Here is an 18,105-nt window from a genome sequence, read left to right on the forward strand (position 1 = left end):
ACTTTCATTTTGAATAACTAGCAATAACGACTCCTCACAGCTATCTCTAGATCTTCCAATGGGTAATTAAATGATAAGGAATTAAAAATATAATTGATTGATAATCCTTTTCTATTTTACATGTACTATGCTTAAATTTAATGTTGTTGTTATCTTTTATTTGGTAGTTAATGCTTTAAGTATTCACTTTTTGTCGGCTCAAGACACAGACTCAAATTCGTTTGCTCTGAAAGATTCATTGATTTTGTCAAGGCATGAGAAAGGGCTTCCAATCAATATATTCCATGTTAAGAATTGGAAATTTTCCATTGAAGACAAACCTGAGTTTGCACAGCCGGATTTTAATGATTCTGGATGGCCAAGTACGAATGTAGCCGGTTTTATGGACTCTCTTTCTTATACCATGGATTGGGATCAATTTGTATGGCTTCGGCTGACAATCTTCACGGACTCTTCTTTTTATAACCTCCCATGGTGGATCTACTATTACTCCGTTTCTCCTGGGGAAATATATCTAGATGGCAAATTGCTGGTTGCATTTGGCCAACCTACTACTGATAAGAAGGCAGAGATAACACCCGTTTTTTATCCAAATGAGCCACCTTTTGTCATGTTTCCCATTCTAGAAAAAAAAGATAAAATTGTGTTGGCAATACGCTGGTCGGCACATCAGACCATCAAAATCACGGATATGTTTCCCGGTACTTTCAAGGAATATGGTCCAAATGTGGTTTTGAAATCAACAGATTTTGCACCTAACTGGTACGAGGAAATCAATCAATCATACCTTCGGGTATTTTTTGGGGCAGGGTTACTTTTATTGGTAATTGCCATTCAGGCATTTAGCTGGTGGTATACAGGAAACAGCCTGAACAGGGGTATCTTCTTTGTTTCTCTCTTTTTATTAATCCATTTATTTTCTTCACATCCCTATATCTTTGGGTACTCGGTCAAAAGTTTATTGATTGACACCCTATTGTTCAACCCTTTGTTTCTCTTGCTTTTTATGTTTTTCCCTTGGTTGGCTTCATCCATGCTTGGATTGCCTTTTCCATTGAGTAATAAGAAATTCAATTTCTTGATCGCAATTGTACTTATAGCAATTATTGGAGCTGTCCTTTTTTTGGGTACAACCTTCTGGGGATATTGGGTTTTGTTTTTTGGAATAATGGCTATTTCACTTGGATGGTTAATACAAATTATCGGTAAGGCTTTTAAGCTGAAAATTAAATATCGATGGATTGTTGCAATTACTTATGTTACGCCTATTGGTATTGTTTTTTTTGGTTCGACTATTCAAATTCTTGGGAGCTATTTGAGTTTTGATTTAAATAGTTTTCTCGATGAAAACAAATTGTTTAGTCTCGTAATTATTTCAGTTTATGTTGCAATACCAGTATTTACGACATTCTATATTGCAAGGCAAAACATTGATTTATTAAAGAATTTGTCATTTTTGGTCAAGGAACGAACCAATGAATTAGAAAAATCACTTTTTGAGCTCAAGTCCACCCAAGCCCAACTCATTCAATCAGAAAAGATGGCCTCTCTTGGAGAACTCACCGCAGGTATTGCCCATGAGATCCAGAATCCGTTGAATTTTGTAAATAACTTTAGTGAGGTAAGTGCTGAAATGATACAAGAGATTGAGGTAGAAAGAACGAAGAACCAGAACCTGAGAGATGAGGATTTAGTCAATGAATTACTAGGTGATGTCAAAGTGAATTTAGGGAAAATCAAACACCATGGCATGCGTGCTGATTTGATAGTAAAGGGAATGTTGGAACACAGCAGGTCGGGTTCTGGAGAAAAGGAATTTACGAATCTCAATGAATTGACCAAAGAATTTTTAAATCTTGCCTATCAAAGTTATAAGTCAAAAAACAAAGACATTGAGATTGTTTTGATCACTGAATTAGATCAAAATCTTCCAAAAATAAGCGTTGTCCGTTCAGAAATAGGGAAGGTTTTGATGAATATTTTAAATAACGCATTTTACGCTTGTCATAATCCGGATTTCAACCCCAAGACCCAAGTGGATTTGGTTTCAAGTTATAAACCCAAGGTAATCGTAGCCACCAAAAGCTTTCCACACAAGATCGAGTTGTCAATTAAAGATAATGGTTCTGGAATTTCTGATAAAATTAAAGATAAAATCTTCCAGCCTTTTTTTACTACCAAGCCCACTGGAAAAGGAACGGGATTGGGATTAAGTCTGAGTTATGATATTATAAAAGCACATGGAGGAGAGATTAAGGTTGAAAGCCCAATAGCAATGACCTCAATGCATTCAGGAGTTCAGGAATTTGTTGGGGGAATAGGTACTGATTTTATAATTATTTTACCTATCTAATGATTAAATTTTAGCAGATCATAATTTAGTTATCAATTCCATAGTGCATTATGAAAAAGGTAAACGATAAAACACGCTAAGTGAATGTCTTTTAGAAATTCAAATTATCTGACTGATAGCTGTTCGACACTTTTTTACAAAAACTGGAATTTAGCCTTACCTTTACCATTGTTTATAGCAGAAATTAACCTTTATGAAAAGAACCTCGGAAAGAAAAGAAAGAGAAAAGGAAAATAGGAAGAATGATATTCTGAAGGCTGCTGAAAATATCATGAAAAAAAATGGTCTGCACGGATTAAATGTGGATCAAATTGCTGAGGACACTTCCTTGGCAAAAGGTACCATCTATCTCTACTTTAAAAGCAAAGAGGAAATCTTAGGGAACCTTACCGTAAAAGCCAGAAAATTATTGCTTAAAGAGTTTGTCAAAATTGATAAAATGGACTTAAATCCGATAGATAAACTCAGGGAAATCATCATAGCCAACTATAAATTTTATCGCAAGAATACCCTTTATTATGATTTAGTTTCCCTCTATGAAGCCAATCACACTTTGGAGGAAACGGATGAAATGTATGGCTCCAGCAATGCCATTACTGAACTTGTTTCCAAGATCGCCTTTGAAGCCAAAGAAAAAGGTGAATTAAATGAAAATCTTGATCCCTTACATTTCACCATGATTCTTTGGGGCACAACAGTAGGGATTTTACAGATGCTAAAAGTTCGCGGGGCACTCATTGAGAGCAAATTAAATATCACTGAAAATCAGATACTTGATTCATTTTTGGAATTATTTTTTCAAGGAGTCAAAAAAAAATAGCAAAAACCCAAACTTTTTAATTCTACATTTGTTCTGATTGAACTATTATTCATAATATGACTAACAGTCATTATTTATAACTGTTAACCAACTAAAAACAGAGAGTAAGCTTAAATCACTGAGAATAATCCTTGGCTGACTTTCTCTTTTTTTTGGAATATTTATGACTACTAGTCATTTTATGACCTTAATTTATAAAAACAAATGAATGCAAGAAGTAACACTTTATTGAACAATGATCAATGGATTACCCGCTATGGAAAAATACTTATCAAGAGAAAATGGTGGTTTATTTTATTTTCCATTGCAATTGTCGGGATTGCAGCAACAGGGTTTGAAAAATTGCGGTTTAACGCAGATTCAAAAGTATTTTTTAGTGAGGATAACCCCCAACTTGTCGCTTATGAAAAAATAGAACAAATCTATTCTGATGATGACAATATCCTGATTGTCATCAAGGAAAAGAATAATGAGTTGTTTACCTCAAAATCTCTTGAGGCAGTCAAGCAATTGGTGGAAAATGCATGGCAAACTCCATTCTCATTCCGGGTAGATGCCATTACCAATTTTCAATATACAAGAGCTGATGGCGATGACCTGTTGGTTACAGATCTTGTTGAAGAAACAAGCATGTTGACCAAAGACGAATTGGTACAAATAAGAGAAGTGGCTTTAAAAGAGCCCTTACTCTTGAATCGTCTGATTAACGAAGACGGTTCCGTTACAGGAATCAATATTTCATGTAAACTGCCAAATGACAATGATGCAACACCTGAAGTAGTAGCATTTATAAGAAACATGACTTCCGAATGGATAGCACGAAACCCAAATATGGAGGTCTTTTTGTCCGGGAATATTATGTTGGAAAATGCTTTTGCAGAAACCGCCCAAAAGGATGGCCAACTGTTGGTTCCTTTGGTATTTGTGATTTTTCTAATCATGATCTTTATTTCTACAAGGTCAATAGGAAGTACGGTCAGCTCTTTTGTTGTTATCATTTTTTCTATAGCATCAGCCTTGGGGACCGCGGCACTTTTGGGCATTGATCTTACTTCGGCTTCTTCCAACGCCCCTATTGTGATCAGTACCTTAGCCATTGCAGATTGCATCCATATCACGATTTCATTTCTCAAATTGCTGAGGGAAGGTTGGGGAAAAGAAGATGCGATTGTTGAAAGCCTTAGGATCAACTTTATTCCAGTAAGTATCACCACCCTGACTACAATCATTGGATTTCTTTCTTTGAATACAGGAGATGTTCCACCCTATGCGGACTTCGGAAATATTTCAGCGATAGGTATGGCATTCGCGTACTTTTTTTCACTCATCACCCTTCCTGCTCTATTGGCTGTATTTCCCATAAAAGTCCAAGCAGTATCTACCAAAGAGTCCAAACTGGGTTTTACTTCTGCAAGGTATGTTGATTTTTTATTTAGGTACAAAAATCCCATTCTGTACAGTTCAATAATTATGACCCTTTTAGGTGGGTATTTCACCACAAAGAATCAGCTCAATGATGAGTTCATAAAATACTTTAATGAAACAATTGATTTTAGGAAAGATACGGATTTCATCAATGCCAATCTCACAGGCATTTACAATTTAGAATTTTCAATCCCTTCCGAGAGAGATGGAGGTATCAATGATCCCATCTACTTGCAAAAATTAGAAGAATTTACAAATTACGTGGCTTCCCAACCTGAGGTAATTCATGTGAATTCTTTTACCGATGTAGCAAAGCGGGTAAATAAAGCCATGCATGATGATGATCCTGAATATTATCGTATTCCAGAAAGTCAGGAAGAAGCAGCTCAATATTTATTGCTCTACGAACTTTCGCTTCCTTACGGCTTGGATTTGAACAATCAGGTGAATAATGCCAAATCTGAAACAAGATTTACAGTCACTTTAAAAGAAATTCCTTCCCGCCAAATGATTGATTTTTCAGATCGGTTGAAGGGCTGGCTTAAAAAAAATGGGACTGAGAGCATGGTTGCTGATGGAGCCTCCCTGACACTGATGTTCGCTCATATAGGCGAACGGCAAGTAAACGGCTTGATCAAAGGTGCCATCATCTCTGCACTTGTGATCACACTCATTCTGATGATCACCTTCAGAAGCGTTAAATACGGCGCATTGAGCATGATATCAAATGTTGTTCCCGCGCTATTGGGTTTTGGGATCTGGTATTTTGTGTTGGGATATGTGAACTTGGGAATGACTGCAGTATTTGGGATGACCCTAGGCATTATTGTAGACAATACCATTCATTTCATCTCCAAATATCTAAGGGCTCGTGATGAAAAGCTGTTGTCTGGAAAGCAAGCCATCATTTACGCTTTTGATAAAGTGGGTACTGCAATTATAGCTACCACGGTCATTCTTTGTGTTGGTTTTTTTGTACTTACTCAATCAGCCTTTTTGATCAACTCTTCACTCGCATTAATTACAATATTCATTCTCATTGCATCGGTATTGGTTTGTTTAACCTTACTTCCCATTCTTCTGATAATCATTGAAAACATAAACTTAAAAAAGAACAAAATAACAATTATGAAAACGCAAACCGTCATTAAAACCTTGGTCTTATTCACAATCCTGTTTGGTTCATTGGGTGCAAACGCACAAAACAAAGGCTTAGAAATAGCACAGAAAGCCAAAAATGCTGATAGGGGATTTACAAGTTATGAAGTGGAAACCAAAATGGAACTGATCAACAGAAACGGTCAAACCACCACCAATTTGCTTACTAACAAAACCTTGGAAGTAGAAGGGGATGGTGAAAAATCTTTAATCAGTTTCAATAGCCCAAAAGATGTAAACGGAACAAAAACACTGACTTATACCCACAGAACCACAGATGATGATCAGTGGATTTATTTGCCCGCTGTTGCCCGTGTCAAAAGACTGGCATCTTCCAACAAGTCAGGGCCATTTATGGGAAGTGAGTTTGCTTTTGAGGACCTCACTTCTTTTGAAGTAGAGAAATTCGATTTCAAATTTATAAAAGAAGAAATACTCAATGGAAATAAGGTGGCATTGGTTGAACTGAATCCTAAGGATCCAAAAAGTGGATACTCCAAGAAAATAACCTACTATAATCTTGAAAAAAATTACCGGGTTGAAAAGGTTGAATATTTTGATAGAAAGGGTTCGCCATTAAAGACACTGAATTTTGAAGGCTACAGACTTTATCTTGACAAATATTGGAAAGCAGACAAATTGAGTATGGTCAACCTCCAAAATGGAAAAAAAACTGACTTGATATTCAGCAATTATAGGTTTAAAACAGGATTGAAAGCATCAGATCTTACTGAAGAAAGCCTAAAAAATTAAGTATGAGATTACTTATTCTTTGTTTAGGCCTGACGTGGTCAGTATCGGCCTTTTCTCAAAATGATTCGATCAAATGGGAATCAGAATTTCTTCTGGAATTTGAAGTTGAGCACCAATATTTTCCAAATGAAGGGGCTTTCCCATACCAACTGAATCACTTCACTTCCGGAGCTATTAAGCCAAAGTTCAGCACCATCAGTAAATCCAAAAAACATCAATTCGTTTTTGAAGTTTTTCTGAGAGGTAGTTTGAATGATGCCAAAAGATCCCATTTTGATATCAGAGAGGCTTATTATCGTTACAATCGGGATAAGTGGGCTGTTTCTGTTGGTGCCAAGAAAATTTTTTGGGGAGTAACGGAATCCGCGCATTTGGTCGACGTGATTAATCAAGCTGACCAAGTAGAAGCATTTGACGGTTCAGAGAAATTGGGACAACCCATGGTACAATTCACCCTAAGTTCCTTTATCGGATCCTTTGAATTCTATTATCTGCCCATTGCACGGAGAAGACAATTTCCCGGGCAAAATGGGCGGTATAGGTTTCCAGAAGTTCTCCAGAGGGAAGAAATTCCATTCACGACTTCTTTGGAAGAATGGCATCCTTCATTAGCGGGCAGATGGTATGAAACATTCAATAAGTTGGATTTAGGACTTTCCTATTTCTATGGGGTAGCTAGAGAGCCGATGTTCCTAGGTTTTGATCCATCATTAGGTTTGGATTTATCTTATCCTATTATTCATCAAATAGGTTTTGATGCCCAATATACTGTCGGGGCATTGATTCTTAAATTAGAAGCAATTAACAGGAAAACTGAAAGGCAAGAATTCTTTGCGCTTGCTACTGGCTTTGAATATACATTGGGTAATGTTGCCAATTCAGGTGTGGATATCGGAATCGTCAGTGAGTATCTATACGATAGTAGGGGAGTACTTACATTTTCCGGTCTTGACAATGATCTTTTTATCGGCAGTAGAATAAGCTTGAATGATATCAGAGGTACTACTTTTCTTTTCGGTTCGATTGTCGACCTAAACAGAACCACTACGCTTTTCAGATTTGAAGGGTCAAGGAGATTTAAAGGTAACTGGAAAGCCGACCTTCTAATCTCAGCCCTGAATAATGTATCTAATGAGGAAATCCTGTACAATTTCCGGCAAGATGACTTGCTTCAAATGCGCATTTCAAAATTTCTCTAAAATAAAATCTTTATAAAATGAAAACTATTAAAATTTCAACACTTGAATTCCTTGAAAACCTCAGCCAAAACAATCATAAAGAATGGTTTCAGGCTAATAAAAGTAAATGGGATCAGGCAAAGGAAAACTTCATTGAATTCATTGGATCGGTGCTACATGAAATCACCGCTAAAGAAAATATCATTTTTGATGAACCCAAAAAGTATATTGGCAGGATTAACAGAGATATTCGGTTTTCAAATGATAAAAGTCCTTACAATGATTACATCACTTCAATGATATTTCGAGATCCTCATAAAAATACTACACCTTTTTACATCAGAATCCAAAATGGAAATAGTCTCATGGGTTGCGGAATAAAATCACCTGATAGTGGTTTGCTAAAAAAAATAAGGCAATATATTGATTTGAATGGTGAAGAACTTAATCAAATCTTAGAAGACTCGGCAATCAAAGCCACTTTTGGTGATCTCGAAGGTGATGTGCTCAAAAGACCTCCTCAGGGTTTTGATGCCGATCATCCACATTTGATTTTCTTATTAAAAAAAGAGTTTCTTTTGACCACTTCGATTCCCAATGAGACGCTGATTAGTAATGAGTTACATAAAAATATTTTATCTGGTTACCAAACAGCTTTACCATTTATGAAGTTTATGGATCGAGCTATTGGTGTTTAGGTTTCCTGATGTAGTTGTAGTAAAAACAGAAAACTTCCGAAAAGTCAAAGTGTCTTCCAGTCAGGAACTGAGAGCCTGGCTGGAACAGCACCATGGCCAAAAAGAAAGCGTATGGCTGGTCGCCTTTAAGAAAACGGTTCCGGATAAATACCTTTCCACTACTGAGGTTCTTGACGAGTTGTTATGTTTTGGTTGGATAGATGGTATAATAAGAAAGCTGGATGACAATCGAACAATGCAAATGATCTCACCACGGAAGGTGGAGCATTGGGCAAAGACTTACAAGGACCGAGCAGCTAAATTAATTGAAGAAGGGAAAATGCAGGAAGCCGGTTTTCGATCCATTGAGCTTTCTAAACAGGCTGGCTTGTGGGATTTTATGGACGATGTAGACAATTTGGTTGTTCCCGAAGACCTGCAAAAAGCATTGAAGAAATATGAAGGAGCCACTGAATTTTTCAATGCCATTAATGATTCAAGTAAAAGGTTTGTATTGCGGTACATCAAATTGGTAAAAACCAAGAAAACCAGAGTCTCAAGAATTGGACAAATTGCAATCCTTGCTTCAAGGGGTGAGAAATTAAAAGGGAGTTGATAAATAGAAATGAATGCGGGTATTCGGATTTATTCCTTTTGCTGGAATACACTATTTATTTATCGAGAAAATCGATGACCAAAACCACACCATCGTTACCAAAGAATGGGATAGGGGAGCCAAGGTCTGTAATCACACTATATTAATGAAAGACCTAGGAGAAGGAAGCATATATTATGAAGACTCCATCAAAATAGAAAAAAGACAAAATCGATAGTAAAATGTAAAGAAAGGGCAGCAGCTAACTAACAATTGGTAAATTTATTCAATTTATACTTATTTCATTTTAGATTTGGATTCGAAATAAGCGAGGCTTCAATAAGCTAATGTCTTGAATTTGTACAGATTAGTGCAACAAACATTTGCATTTAAACAAGTGGCCGTCATTGTAAGAAGACATCATACAAAAATTGACAATGGAGTTAAATCCGAAAACATATGAGCCAAATATCGAACTGAGAGAGTTTGTCAAACGGTATTGGACATTAGATGGTGAAAAGGAAAACATACCGCTCAAAAACACCATCGTACCAGACGGAACAATGAAATTGATTTTTCATTATGGCGACACTTACAAACATCATTCACAAAATGGTGAGATAACAGTTCTACCGAAATGCTTTTTGATCGGTCAATTGACAAAGCCCTATGTGATTGAACCCGTAGGAGTAACAGGTAGTTTTGTTGTGCAATTCAAGCCAAATGGATTTTTACCGTTTACGCCTATTCCAATCAAAGAAATGGAAAACACTGCGGTGCCATTGGACATATTATTTGGAGAAGACGGTATAAAACTTGGCGAACAAATCTTAAATGCAAACTCTACATCTGAAAGAATTCAAATTATCGAGACCTTTCTTTTCAAAGAATTAGCCGATAAAAGAACAATTGACAATATCGTAAAATCAACAGTTGAAACAATCTTCAACGGAAATGGACAGTTTTCTGTAAATGAATTTTCAAAGAGCAATAATATTAACCGAAGACAATTGGCTAGGAAATTTTCTTCAGTCATCGGTTTAAGTCCAAAACAACTAGCAAAAACAATTAGAATTCAGACAACCTTGAAGATATTGCTTAATGAAGAGATTTCAAGCCTAACTGACTTGGCTTATGAAAACGAATATTTTGACCAAGCCCATTTTATAAAAGAATTCAAGGAATTTACAGGATTGACACCAAAGGAGTTTTTCGGAGACGACTTAAAGATGTCTTTGATTTTTGACAAAAAATAGCCTTGTCCCATTTTTACAATTTTGCCGATTCTTTGGATTCTTACTTTGCATTGCAATAGTGCAAAAACTTAAAATTCATATAAAGATGGTAAATTTAAATCCAGTTGGTTGGTTTGACCTCCATGTAGCAAACTTAGACCGAGCAAAAAAATTCTACGAAACGGTTTTCAATGTAACGCTAACTGACGCTCCCATTGAATGGGGCAAGCAATCATTTTTTCCTTTTAGCCCTGAAAGCCACGACATATCAGGTGCATTGGTGGAGAAAACCGATTTTGTTCCAAGTAGTAACAACACGATTATCTATTTTGAAACCGAAGATTGCGTTGCAGAAGAACAAAGAATTGAAGCAGCAGGTGGAAAAGTGGTACAACCAAAAATGAATATTGGAGAATTTGGCTTCGTCTCAATTTTTATTGACACAGAAGGCAATACAGTAGGACTTCATTCAAGGAAATAATTTTCAATTATGACTTACGACACAAATCTTGCAAACAGCGTTAGGGAATATCTTGCTGAAATACCAGGCTTAGACATTGAAGAAAAAGAAATGTTCAATGTGCTAAACTTTATGGTGAATGGCAAGACTTGTGTTTGTGTTAGCGGTGAAAATTTGATGTTACGTTTCGACCCAAGCCGGCATGAAGAACTTTCGGAAAAAGATGGTTATGAGACAATGCTGATGAAAGGCAAAGAATACAAAGGCTACTGTTATATAAATCCAGACGGGTTTAAAAACAGAAAAGACTTTGAATTTTTCTTAAACTTATGCCTTGAGTATAACAAAGTCGCCAAGTCATCAAAGGAACGAAAGACGAAGTAAAACATCGAACGGCCAAAACGGTTTTGCGTCAGTCGGAGTTTACCACTTCGACTGACGCTTAGTTTGATTCCAAACCGCTTTATCGATCCCTCTACTTTCTACCTATGGCACTGATATTCAATAAAAACCGAACCAAAAAAGTGGACAAAAAGAAATAAATCAAAAATCCGATCTTCATTCATTACTGCAATTTCAGTTCATGCTTATGGCAATCTAAGCGTAAATCTTCTTTGCCTAACTTAATCTTTTTATAATCAATAATTTAATGCCACTACTGCCATTTTAGAGATCATTAGTTTGTGATTCTAATATAAATTATTTTATTTAGCATACTAAACGTTCAGTATTATGCCATTACACAAAACCACACCGGAAGAAATTATCAAGCAAAGCATTAATGTGTTCAGAACTAATGGATACTACAGAACTACTATGAATGATTTAGCCAAGGCCACTGGATTAACAAAAGGGGCTTTCTATCATCATTTCAAGAGCAAGGAGGAGGTAATGCAAAAATCTTTACAAGCCACTTCATTTTGGTTTGATAGAAAGGTGTTTGCAATTGCCTATGATGAGGCACTGCCAAAAAAAGAAAGACTGAAAAATATGGTTGATGTGCTTTATGAAGCATTCACCAAAAGTAATGGAGGTTGTTTTTTTGCCAATACTATTTTAGAAACAGCCCATGTTGAGGATACTTTTCTAGCAGAGATCAATCAATTTTTTAAGATGTTTGAAAATGCCTTATCGAGTGTTTTCAATGATAAGTATTCAGAAAAAGAAATGATTGAAATAACCTACGAGATCATAGCAGACATTGAAGGCTCAATTATAATCATGCAACTTAAGAAGGATCCTAAAATCCTTAGAAAAGCTTTGAACAGAGTAAAAGATAGATTGTAATACTTTTTTTTACCAAATTACATACCAAACGTTTAGTATTTATAAATAATTCATTATTTAACGAGAATAGAAATGGAAGATTTAAATGAAATCAAAAGAGAAAGTTTCCAAGCAATATGCTCAGATGGTGTGGTTTTAAAAGGAATCTTAATGATCCCCGAAAAAGCCAAAGCTGTAGTTCAGTTTAATGGAGGAACAGCAGCCAAAAAAGAGTTCTATCTTCCATTTTTAGAATTTTTAGCCACAGAAGGTTTTATCTGTTGTTTGTGGGATTATCGCGGCAGTGGTGATTCTGCTCCTGATAATCTTAAAAACTGCAATTTTACTTTTTCAGACTATGGACTTAAAGATATGCCTACCATAAAAGATTATCTAAACTCAAGATTTCCACAGTTTCCATATTTAATTTTTGGACACAGTGTAGGTGGTCAACAAATAGGCTTTATGGATAATCTTTCAAATGTAAAGGGCATGGTAAATTTTGCGGTTTCTACAGGATACCAACCAAATATGCCCTTCAGCTACCGTTTATTGTTTTTTTACTTTTTCTATATCTTCACTCCGCTAAGTATTTTGTTAACAGGATATCTGAGTGCAAAACAGTTTGGCATAATGGAGGATTTGCCGAAAAACGTAGTACTTGAATGGAGAAATTGGTGTTCAAAAAAAGATTATTTCTTTGATCCTGCCTTTTATGGAAAAAGTGTTCCGGAAGGTAATTTTAAAAAGTTTGATTTCCCTATTCATACATTTTGGGCTACGGACGACACTATTTCTAATGAAAAGAACACCAAGAGCTATTGGAAACATGTTGAAAGTAAAAAGCCAATCACCTTTTATGAGATTAATCCATCTGAATTAGGTGAAAAGGAAGTTGGACACTTCGGATTCTTCAAAAAAAGATTGAAAGAGAAATTATGGGGCAAGGCATTGGCTAAGCTTGAGGAGTTTATATAGCACTAAGGCATCTATAAATGAATCGCTAAACCGATATACCACTTTCGAAAAATTTCGCAGTAACTGTCACACTTCAAGATTTTGAGTATCTAACTGTCAATCGTTAAAAAGTGGACATTATGAATAAATTAATTTTCATCGGACTTGCATCGGTATTAATGACAGCTTGCAATCCTTCAACTCAAAATCAAACAGAAATGACGACAAAAGAGAAAAAAACAGGAATGGTGGAAATTACCACTTTCAAACTCAATCAAGGAGTAACGGAAAAAGACTTTGGAAAATCGGCCCTTGCTATGCAAAAGGAGTTTTTAGAAAAGCAAAGTGGGTTTATAAAACGGACGTTGACTGTTTCACAAGATAATGTTTGGACAGATATTGTTTATTGGCGGGATCAACAAAGTTTTGAGACGACAATGAAACTTGCCGAAACATCTGAGCCTGTTTTACCTTTTTGGAGAAAATAGATTTCAATTCAGTAAAGATGAATCAAACAATTCCAATAATTTTAGGGGATGAATGTTGATCAATTGGAAAAATGGATATTGGATAACTATCAAGGTGTAACTGTGAAGGATGCTTACCGTGAGCGGAGTTTTTTTTATAACCCCGATGGTTCTCTGCCAAAAGGGATATACTTTGCTACTATAAAAGAGAGTGACGGGCCTCACGACAAGTCTTCCAATTTAGTCAGAGAAGGAATATATCGATTAAGTATTGGTGTGGGTAAAAAGCAGTATCAACAATTATTTGGCGATGTCCCCAAACGACCAGCCAAAGGTGAAATCGTGAACCTTGATTTTGATTTCTCAGCTTTAGGAACGTGTATGCCACATCCTATCTATGCTTGGATGGGTTGGGTTTGCATCAACAATCCGAATATTCAAAATGCAGATTTATTGAAAAACCTTTTAGATATTTCTTATCAGAACGTATTGATGAAATTTGCCAAGAAAAAATGAGTAATCCTTTTCAAATAACATATCAAGACAAAGACGATAGTCAACTTATTGTCCAATCACGAGAAGGTCAAAAAAAAGAAACACTGATAAAAAAGCATGCCAAAACGCTATTTAGCAGCTTAAAATACAATTTTTCAAAAAATTTCGTATAATTTTTTTGATTCAAATATAACGGTGTTATATTTGAAATTAATTGAACAAAGCAATGGATAAAAAAGAAATCTTGGATAAGGCACTTGAAATGGCAATAGACAGAGGTTGGAAAAATACCTCAGTCAGAGAACTATCAAAGGCTATAGGTTACTCCACCATCAAAATTTATTCAGAATTTGAAAGTAAAGAGAACCTTCTGCTTGAAATTCAGCGGAATGGATTTGAACAACTAAAATCAGCTTATTTAAATGCTATTAAATCTCTGCCTTCAGACAAGGACAAACTCATTGCCATAACGATAGAGCATTATCTTTTTTCAAAAAAGAATAAAGCCCTATATGATTTGATGTTTCAGATGGATGGTGCACCATGTTCTTTGCCAAGTAGGGCAATTTTGGAAAATACGAGTGAACCTATCAGGCATATTCTAACCAATATTGCAGGTAAATTGGACAAGTCTCTTTTTTTCCATTGGTGGGCTATTGCACACGGTTTCGTAAACATCGCACATTCCGACAAAGTCAGTGAAAAAGAAGCCCTTGAAATGCTTAACTCCATTATGTCAAATTTCATCAAAGGAATAACCCCATAAAAAAATTTTCTCACAAAAATAACAGTGTTATATGAACTCACTTATCATTTATGCACATCCAAACCCTCTAAGCTTTAATGCGAGTATTTTAAAAACTGTACAATCTACTTTAGAAGAAAGGGGCAGCGATATCATTATTAGAGACTTGAACAAGTTCTTCAATCCTATTCTCTCGGGTGAAGAACTTCAATCTGTTTTTACAGGTAATGGCTCATTTGATGATGTTACTGAGGAACAGTTGCTCGTGCAAGAAGCGGACTTGCTAATTTTTATTTATCCGATTTGGTGGTTGGGACCTCCAGCCATTTTGAAAGGATATTTAGATCGGGTTTTGACGAATGGCTTTGCATTTCAACATACATCAACTGGCGTGGTGCCGAAACTCACAGGGAAAAAAGCACTTGTCATTATGACAGGCGGCAATAGTCCAGTGGACTACAAAAGACTTGGATTGGAAAATACTCCGCAAGACAGTTTTGAAAAAGGTGTTCTCCAATTTGTAGGGATCGAAACAAAATTACTGTCACTTCTTTCAGTACCTCAATCTTCTTCTGAAGAAAGGATAAAGTTTTTAGATCTTATAAACAAACAATTAAATCATGTATTAAACAACTAAAAAAAATGAAAAAGAATATCTTAATCACGGGAGCAACATCCGGCATTGGATATGCCATTGCCAAAGATTTATTGTCAAAAGGACATCGGTTAATCATCACAGGCAGAAATGAAATGAGCGCCAAAAAAGCTGTAGATGAATTAAAGATCGCTACAAAAAGTGAAGATATTGACTACATCCTATGTGATATGTCGCAATCAGACGCTGTATTTGAACTGACAAATAAGGTCAAGCAGAAGTTTGAAAAGTTAGACGTACTGATAAACAACGCAGGAACTTTGCACGGTAGGAGAGCAGAGACGAATGATGGTTATGAATCACATCTTGCCATCAATCACATCTTGCCCGCATTGCTTTCCACCCAGTTGAAGCCATTGTTGATGAAAAGTAATGATGCACGAATTGTGTTTTTGACCACCATGGGGCACAGGTTTTCAAAAGTAAACCTTGATGACTTGCAGAGTAAAAAAAGGTTCTATGGTTTTGAAGCTTACGGAATGAGTAAATTGATGCACCTCATGTGGAATTATGCAATGGCAGAAGAATGGATGGAAGATGGCATAAAGGTTTTTGCAGCAGATCCGGGCGGAGCAAAAACATCAATGACAAATAAGATGGATGCCTCCTATATGCCTTTTCCTTTCAAGTTGTTTTTACCATTGATGAAATTGACCGTTGGCGGTTCTCCTGAAAAAGCAGCCCAATCAGCAATTAATCTTGCAACTGATGAACAATTTGAAAAGATGACAGCCATCTATCTCAACTATAAAGGGAAAGTAATAAAATCCTCTAAATATTCATACAACAAAGATATTCAATCAAAAGTAAAAGATCTGACATTGAAATGGCTACAGGATTTAGATAAGAAAATGTCAACAGCTTTATGATTTACAAATAACTCCCACAACTGTAAACTTTGGGAGTTATTATTTTCTAAAGAAATTCACAAAATCTCTCGTTACTTTATATCCCTTCCATTTTCGTGCTTTGAATACACTATCCAATTCTGTCTCAAAGACATGATTGACGTAATTGCTGATGGTCTTAACTGATATCGCCAGGATAATGCTCAAAATATGTTGCTCTGAATAGCCTGCCTTCAAAAATTTCTGAACATCATCTTCTGAAGGGAGACCTCTTTTATTCACCATTACGCTTGTAAATTCCGAAAGCACCTTAAATTTTTCCTGCGGTATTTCCGTATTGTCTCGGATAGCTTCAGTCACCTCCACCGGAACTTTAGCTACTGTGTCTGCCAATAAACTATGTGCACCCATGCAATAAGTACACTGGTTCTCTGCACTGATCGTCAAAAATACTACTTCCTGTTCTGCCGGTGAAAAAATCCTGTCTGTTTTAAACTTTTTGTAGCCGTGCATATAGGTATCAAGTAATGCCGGTGAATTGGCCATTGCTTTGTACATGTTAGGTATCATCTTATTCTCTTTTTTGGCAGTGTCTAAGAGATTTTTTTGAACTTCATCTGCGGTAGCCATTTCTACCAACGGGGATTTCATTTTATAATTCTTCATGATTTTAGAGATTACGGGTTAAGAATGTTTGTCTTAAATATTTTTATGATTACTTTTACAAACCTAGTATCTAAAAGTAACTATAACAATACGTTTCCATGGAGAAATCAAGTAACCAAACAGAAAATATAATTGATTATCAAGCAGTTGAAGTCAAAAAAAAGTTGGAAAAAATTTTCAATTATGATTCTTTGGTACCAATTGAGACTTGCCCTATTAGAGATGTGCTGTCCGTAGCCTCTGATAAATGGAGTATTTTGATCGTATTATTTCTTGGAGGGCATGAAGTCTTGAGGTTCGGCGATTTGAAAAGTTTAATTCATGGAATATCCGCTAAAGTTTTAACTGAAAGACTCAGGACTTTAGAGAAAGATGGCTATTTAAGCAGACAAGTTTTCCCGGAAGTTCCGCTGAGAGTAGAATACAAACTGACCGCATTTGGGCTGAGATATTTGGAAAAACTATTGGTAATTTCGGAATGGATAAGTGAGGAAATGGATTATGTGATTCAATCACGCTTTCGATACGATAATAATAAGACCTGACATACATCATAAAGCCAATCCTTAACAAAGACTATATGCAACAATTAAGATCTTATTTTTCTAAACTCACCAAGTTGACGGATAAGGAATGGGCAGATTATGCTGACTGCCTCGTCAAAGAAAGTTATCCCAAAAAATCCTTTCTTTTGGAAGAAGGTGGTGCATGCGATTTTATTGCTTTTGTTGAAGAAGGGGTCTTTCGTTTTTATCACGAGGTGGAAGGGGAAGAAAAGATCACTGCTTTCTTTTTTTCAGGAGATTTTGTGACCAATTACCGCAGTTTTCTTACTGGTGGACCCTCCGAGCATTATATTCAAGTGTTACAAGATGCCACTATTTACAAAATCAGTAAGAAAGACCTTCATGAGCTTTATAATAAACACAGATCTATAGAACGCCTCGGGAGGCTAATAGCAGAAAACCTTTACCTGATGGTGGCCAAGCGTCTGGATGCCTTCCATTCATCTAGTCCTGAAGAGCGCTATTATGAACTCGTAAACAGAAACTCCAAGCTTCTTCAAGAAATCCCTCAATACATGATTGCCTCTTATCTTGGGATCAAACCAGAGACATTGAGCCGAATAAGGGCTCGTAAGTAATTTTTATTCAAGATCATTTATTGACTTTGGTCAACGAAAAGTAGAACTGCCCTTGCCCACCTTTGTATCATATTTTAACATTTAAAAATTGATACAAATGAAAAGGATATTATTACTTCTAGTTGTGACAGCCCTTACATTAATTGATGTTTTGGCACAAAATGAAATCTCGACTAAACCTAGGATGTTTTTTTCTGCTGGGTTTGTA

The 18,105-nt window shown here is 36.0% G+C and carries 20 protein-coding genes; 19 read left to right on the top strand and 1 reads right to left on the bottom strand.

Annotation, left to right across the window (positions count from 1 at the left end):
- Positions 1 to 244 precede the first annotated feature (244 nt).
- From HMJ38_RS01915 to HMJ38_RS01995, 17 genes are all read left to right on the top strand, one after another.
- Positions 245 to 2,353: a sensor histidine kinase gene (locus HMJ38_RS01915; protein WP_228779829.1), complete on the top strand. Its 2,109-nt coding sequence runs from the start codon at positions 245 to 247 to the stop codon at positions 2,351 to 2,353.
- Between the two features lie 193 nt (positions 2,354 to 2,546).
- Positions 2,547 to 3,173 carry a TetR/AcrR family transcriptional regulator gene (locus HMJ38_RS01920; protein WP_194972675.1) on the top strand — a complete coding sequence of 209 codons (627 nt, stop codon included), beginning with the start codon at positions 2,547 to 2,549 and terminating at the stop codon, positions 3,171 to 3,173.
- Positions 3,174 to 3,377: 204 nt separating this feature from the next.
- Complete coding sequence (locus tag HMJ38_RS01925; RefSeq protein ID WP_194972676.1) at positions 3,378 to 6,509, top strand: outer membrane lipoprotein-sorting protein; 3,132 nt, start codon at positions 3,378 to 3,380, stop codon at positions 6,507 to 6,509.
- 2 nt (positions 6,510 to 6,511) lie between these two features.
- Positions 6,512 to 7,708 (top strand): hypothetical protein, encoded by a 1,197-nt coding sequence (locus tag HMJ38_RS01930; RefSeq protein ID WP_194972677.1) that lies wholly within the window; start codon positions 6,512 to 6,514, stop codon positions 7,706 to 7,708.
- 17 nt (positions 7,709 to 7,725) lie between these two features.
- A complete protein-coding gene (locus tag HMJ38_RS01935; protein ID WP_194972678.1) occupies positions 7,726 to 8,385 on the top strand; it encodes a DUF2461 domain-containing protein in 660 nt (219 codons plus the stop codon).
- On the top strand, positions 8,378 to 8,980 hold the full coding sequence (locus tag HMJ38_RS01940; RefSeq protein WP_194972679.1) for a YdeI/OmpD-associated family protein: 603 nt from the start codon (positions 8,378 to 8,380) through the stop codon (positions 8,978 to 8,980). The genes HMJ38_RS01935 and HMJ38_RS01940 overlap by 8 nt, the downstream gene beginning before the upstream one ends.
- A 13-nt stretch (positions 8,981 to 8,993) precedes the next feature.
- Entirely contained in the window at positions 8,994 to 9,197 is a 204-nt protein-coding gene (locus HMJ38_RS01945; RefSeq protein ID WP_228779830.1) for a hypothetical protein, read from the top strand.
- A 199-nt stretch (positions 9,198 to 9,396) separates the two neighbouring features.
- The gene (locus HMJ38_RS01950) at positions 9,397 to 10,215 is read left to right on the top strand and encodes a helix-turn-helix domain-containing protein (protein ID WP_194972680.1); all 819 of its coding nucleotides are present in this window, start codon (positions 9,397 to 9,399) and stop codon (positions 10,213 to 10,215) included.
- Positions 10,216 to 10,300: 85 nt separating this feature from the next.
- The gene (locus HMJ38_RS01955; protein WP_194972681.1) at positions 10,301 to 10,675 is read left to right on the top strand and encodes a VOC family protein; all 375 of its coding nucleotides are present in this window, start codon (positions 10,301 to 10,303) and stop codon (positions 10,673 to 10,675) included.
- Positions 10,676 to 10,684: 9 nt separating this feature from the next.
- Positions 10,685 to 11,038 (top strand): TfoX/Sxy family protein, encoded by a 354-nt coding sequence (locus HMJ38_RS01960; RefSeq protein ID WP_194972682.1) that lies wholly within the window; start codon positions 10,685 to 10,687, stop codon positions 11,036 to 11,038.
- 348 nt (positions 11,039 to 11,386) lie between these two features.
- Positions 11,387 to 11,941, top strand: coding sequence for a TetR/AcrR family transcriptional regulator (locus HMJ38_RS01965; RefSeq protein ID WP_194972683.1), 555 nt, complete (start codon positions 11,387 to 11,389; stop codon positions 11,939 to 11,941).
- 72 nt (positions 11,942 to 12,013) lie between these two features.
- On the top strand, positions 12,014 to 12,898 hold the full coding sequence (locus tag HMJ38_RS01970) for an alpha/beta hydrolase family protein (RefSeq protein WP_194972684.1): 885 nt from the start codon (positions 12,014 to 12,016) through the stop codon (positions 12,896 to 12,898).
- Between the two features lie 119 nt (positions 12,899 to 13,017).
- Positions 13,018 to 13,365: a hypothetical protein gene (locus HMJ38_RS01975; RefSeq protein ID WP_194972685.1), complete on the top strand. Its 348-nt coding sequence runs from the start codon at positions 13,018 to 13,020 to the stop codon at positions 13,363 to 13,365.
- A gap of 48 nt (positions 13,366 to 13,413) precedes the next feature.
- A complete protein-coding gene (locus tag HMJ38_RS01980) occupies positions 13,414 to 13,860 on the top strand; it encodes a DUF6194 family protein (protein WP_194972686.1) in 447 nt (148 codons plus the stop codon).
- A gap of 205 nt (positions 13,861 to 14,065) precedes the next feature.
- On the top strand, positions 14,066 to 14,605 hold the full coding sequence (locus HMJ38_RS01985) for a TetR/AcrR family transcriptional regulator (RefSeq protein ID WP_194972687.1): 540 nt from the start codon (positions 14,066 to 14,068) through the stop codon (positions 14,603 to 14,605).
- Between the two features lie 31 nt (positions 14,606 to 14,636).
- Positions 14,637 to 15,221 (top strand): NAD(P)H-dependent oxidoreductase, encoded by a 585-nt coding sequence (locus tag HMJ38_RS01990; protein ID WP_194972688.1) that lies wholly within the window; start codon positions 14,637 to 14,639, stop codon positions 15,219 to 15,221.
- Positions 15,222 to 15,226: 5 nt separating this feature from the next.
- Entirely contained in the window at positions 15,227 to 16,108 is an 882-nt protein-coding gene (locus tag HMJ38_RS01995; RefSeq protein WP_194972689.1) for an SDR family NAD(P)-dependent oxidoreductase, read from the top strand.
- A 39-nt stretch (positions 16,109 to 16,147) separates the two neighbouring features.
- Here HMJ38_RS01995 and HMJ38_RS02000 read toward each other — a convergent pair whose 3' ends face one another.
- Positions 16,148 to 16,753, bottom strand: a complete 606-nt coding sequence (locus tag HMJ38_RS02000; RefSeq protein ID WP_194972690.1) for a carboxymuconolactone decarboxylase family protein — start codon at positions 16,751 to 16,753, stop codon at positions 16,148 to 16,150.
- Between the two features lie 98 nt (positions 16,754 to 16,851).
- Between HMJ38_RS02000 and HMJ38_RS02005 the strand changes: the two genes are divergently transcribed.
- The gene (locus HMJ38_RS02005) at positions 16,852 to 17,298 is read left to right on the top strand and encodes a winged helix-turn-helix transcriptional regulator (protein WP_194972691.1); all 447 of its coding nucleotides are present in this window, start codon (positions 16,852 to 16,854) and stop codon (positions 17,296 to 17,298) included.
- A gap of 35 nt (positions 17,299 to 17,333) precedes the next feature.
- On the top strand, positions 17,334 to 17,897 hold the full coding sequence (locus tag HMJ38_RS02010) for a Crp/Fnr family transcriptional regulator (protein ID WP_194972692.1): 564 nt from the start codon (positions 17,334 to 17,336) through the stop codon (positions 17,895 to 17,897).
- Positions 17,898 to 18,105 lie beyond the last annotated feature (208 nt).

This window comes from Aquiflexum lacus, from assembly GCF_015476655.1.
GTDB classification, from domain to species: Bacteria; Bacteroidota; Bacteroidia; order Cytophagales; family Cyclobacteriaceae; genus Aquiflexum; species Aquiflexum lacus.

Coding starts and splice junctions, on each gene's coding strand:
- HMJ38_RS01920 (WP_194972675.1), top strand. CDS start 2,547: ATGAAAAGAACCTCGGAAAGAAAAGAAAGAGAAAAGGAAAATAGGAAG.
- HMJ38_RS01925 (WP_194972676.1), top strand. CDS start 3,378: ATGAATGCAAGAAGTAACACTTTATTGAACAATGATCAATGGATTACC.
- HMJ38_RS01930 (WP_194972677.1), top strand. CDS start 6,512: ATGAGATTACTTATTCTTTGTTTAGGCCTGACGTGGTCAGTATCGGCC.
- HMJ38_RS01935 (WP_194972678.1), top strand. CDS start 7,726: ATGAAAACTATTAAAATTTCAACACTTGAATTCCTTGAAAACCTCAGC.
- HMJ38_RS01945 (WP_228779830.1), top strand. CDS start 8,994: ATGCGGGTATTCGGATTTATTCCTTTTGCTGGAATACACTATTTATTT.
- HMJ38_RS01950 (WP_194972680.1), top strand. CDS start 9,397: ATGGAGTTAAATCCGAAAACATATGAGCCAAATATCGAACTGAGAGAG.
- HMJ38_RS01955 (WP_194972681.1), top strand. CDS start 10,301: ATGGTAAATTTAAATCCAGTTGGTTGGTTTGACCTCCATGTAGCAAAC.
- HMJ38_RS01960 (WP_194972682.1), top strand. CDS start 10,685: ATGACTTACGACACAAATCTTGCAAACAGCGTTAGGGAATATCTTGCT.
- HMJ38_RS01965 (WP_194972683.1), top strand. CDS start 11,387: ATGCCATTACACAAAACCACACCGGAAGAAATTATCAAGCAAAGCATT.
- HMJ38_RS01970 (WP_194972684.1), top strand. CDS start 12,014: ATGGAAGATTTAAATGAAATCAAAAGAGAAAGTTTCCAAGCAATATGC.
- HMJ38_RS01975 (WP_194972685.1), top strand. CDS start 13,018: ATGAATAAATTAATTTTCATCGGACTTGCATCGGTATTAATGACAGCT.
- HMJ38_RS01980 (WP_194972686.1), top strand. CDS start 13,414: ATGAATGTTGATCAATTGGAAAAATGGATATTGGATAACTATCAAGGT.
- HMJ38_RS01985 (WP_194972687.1), top strand. CDS start 14,066: ATGGATAAAAAAGAAATCTTGGATAAGGCACTTGAAATGGCAATAGAC.
- HMJ38_RS01990 (WP_194972688.1), top strand. CDS start 14,637: ATGAACTCACTTATCATTTATGCACATCCAAACCCTCTAAGCTTTAAT.
- HMJ38_RS01995 (WP_194972689.1), top strand. CDS start 15,227: ATGAAAAAGAATATCTTAATCACGGGAGCAACATCCGGCATTGGATAT.
- HMJ38_RS02000 (WP_194972690.1), bottom strand. CDS start 16,753: ATGAAGAATTATAAAATGAAATCCCCGTTGGTAGAAATGGCTACCGCA.
- HMJ38_RS02005 (WP_194972691.1), top strand. CDS start 16,852: ATGGAGAAATCAAGTAACCAAACAGAAAATATAATTGATTATCAAGCA.
- HMJ38_RS02010 (WP_194972692.1), top strand. CDS start 17,334: ATGCAACAATTAAGATCTTATTTTTCTAAACTCACCAAGTTGACGGAT.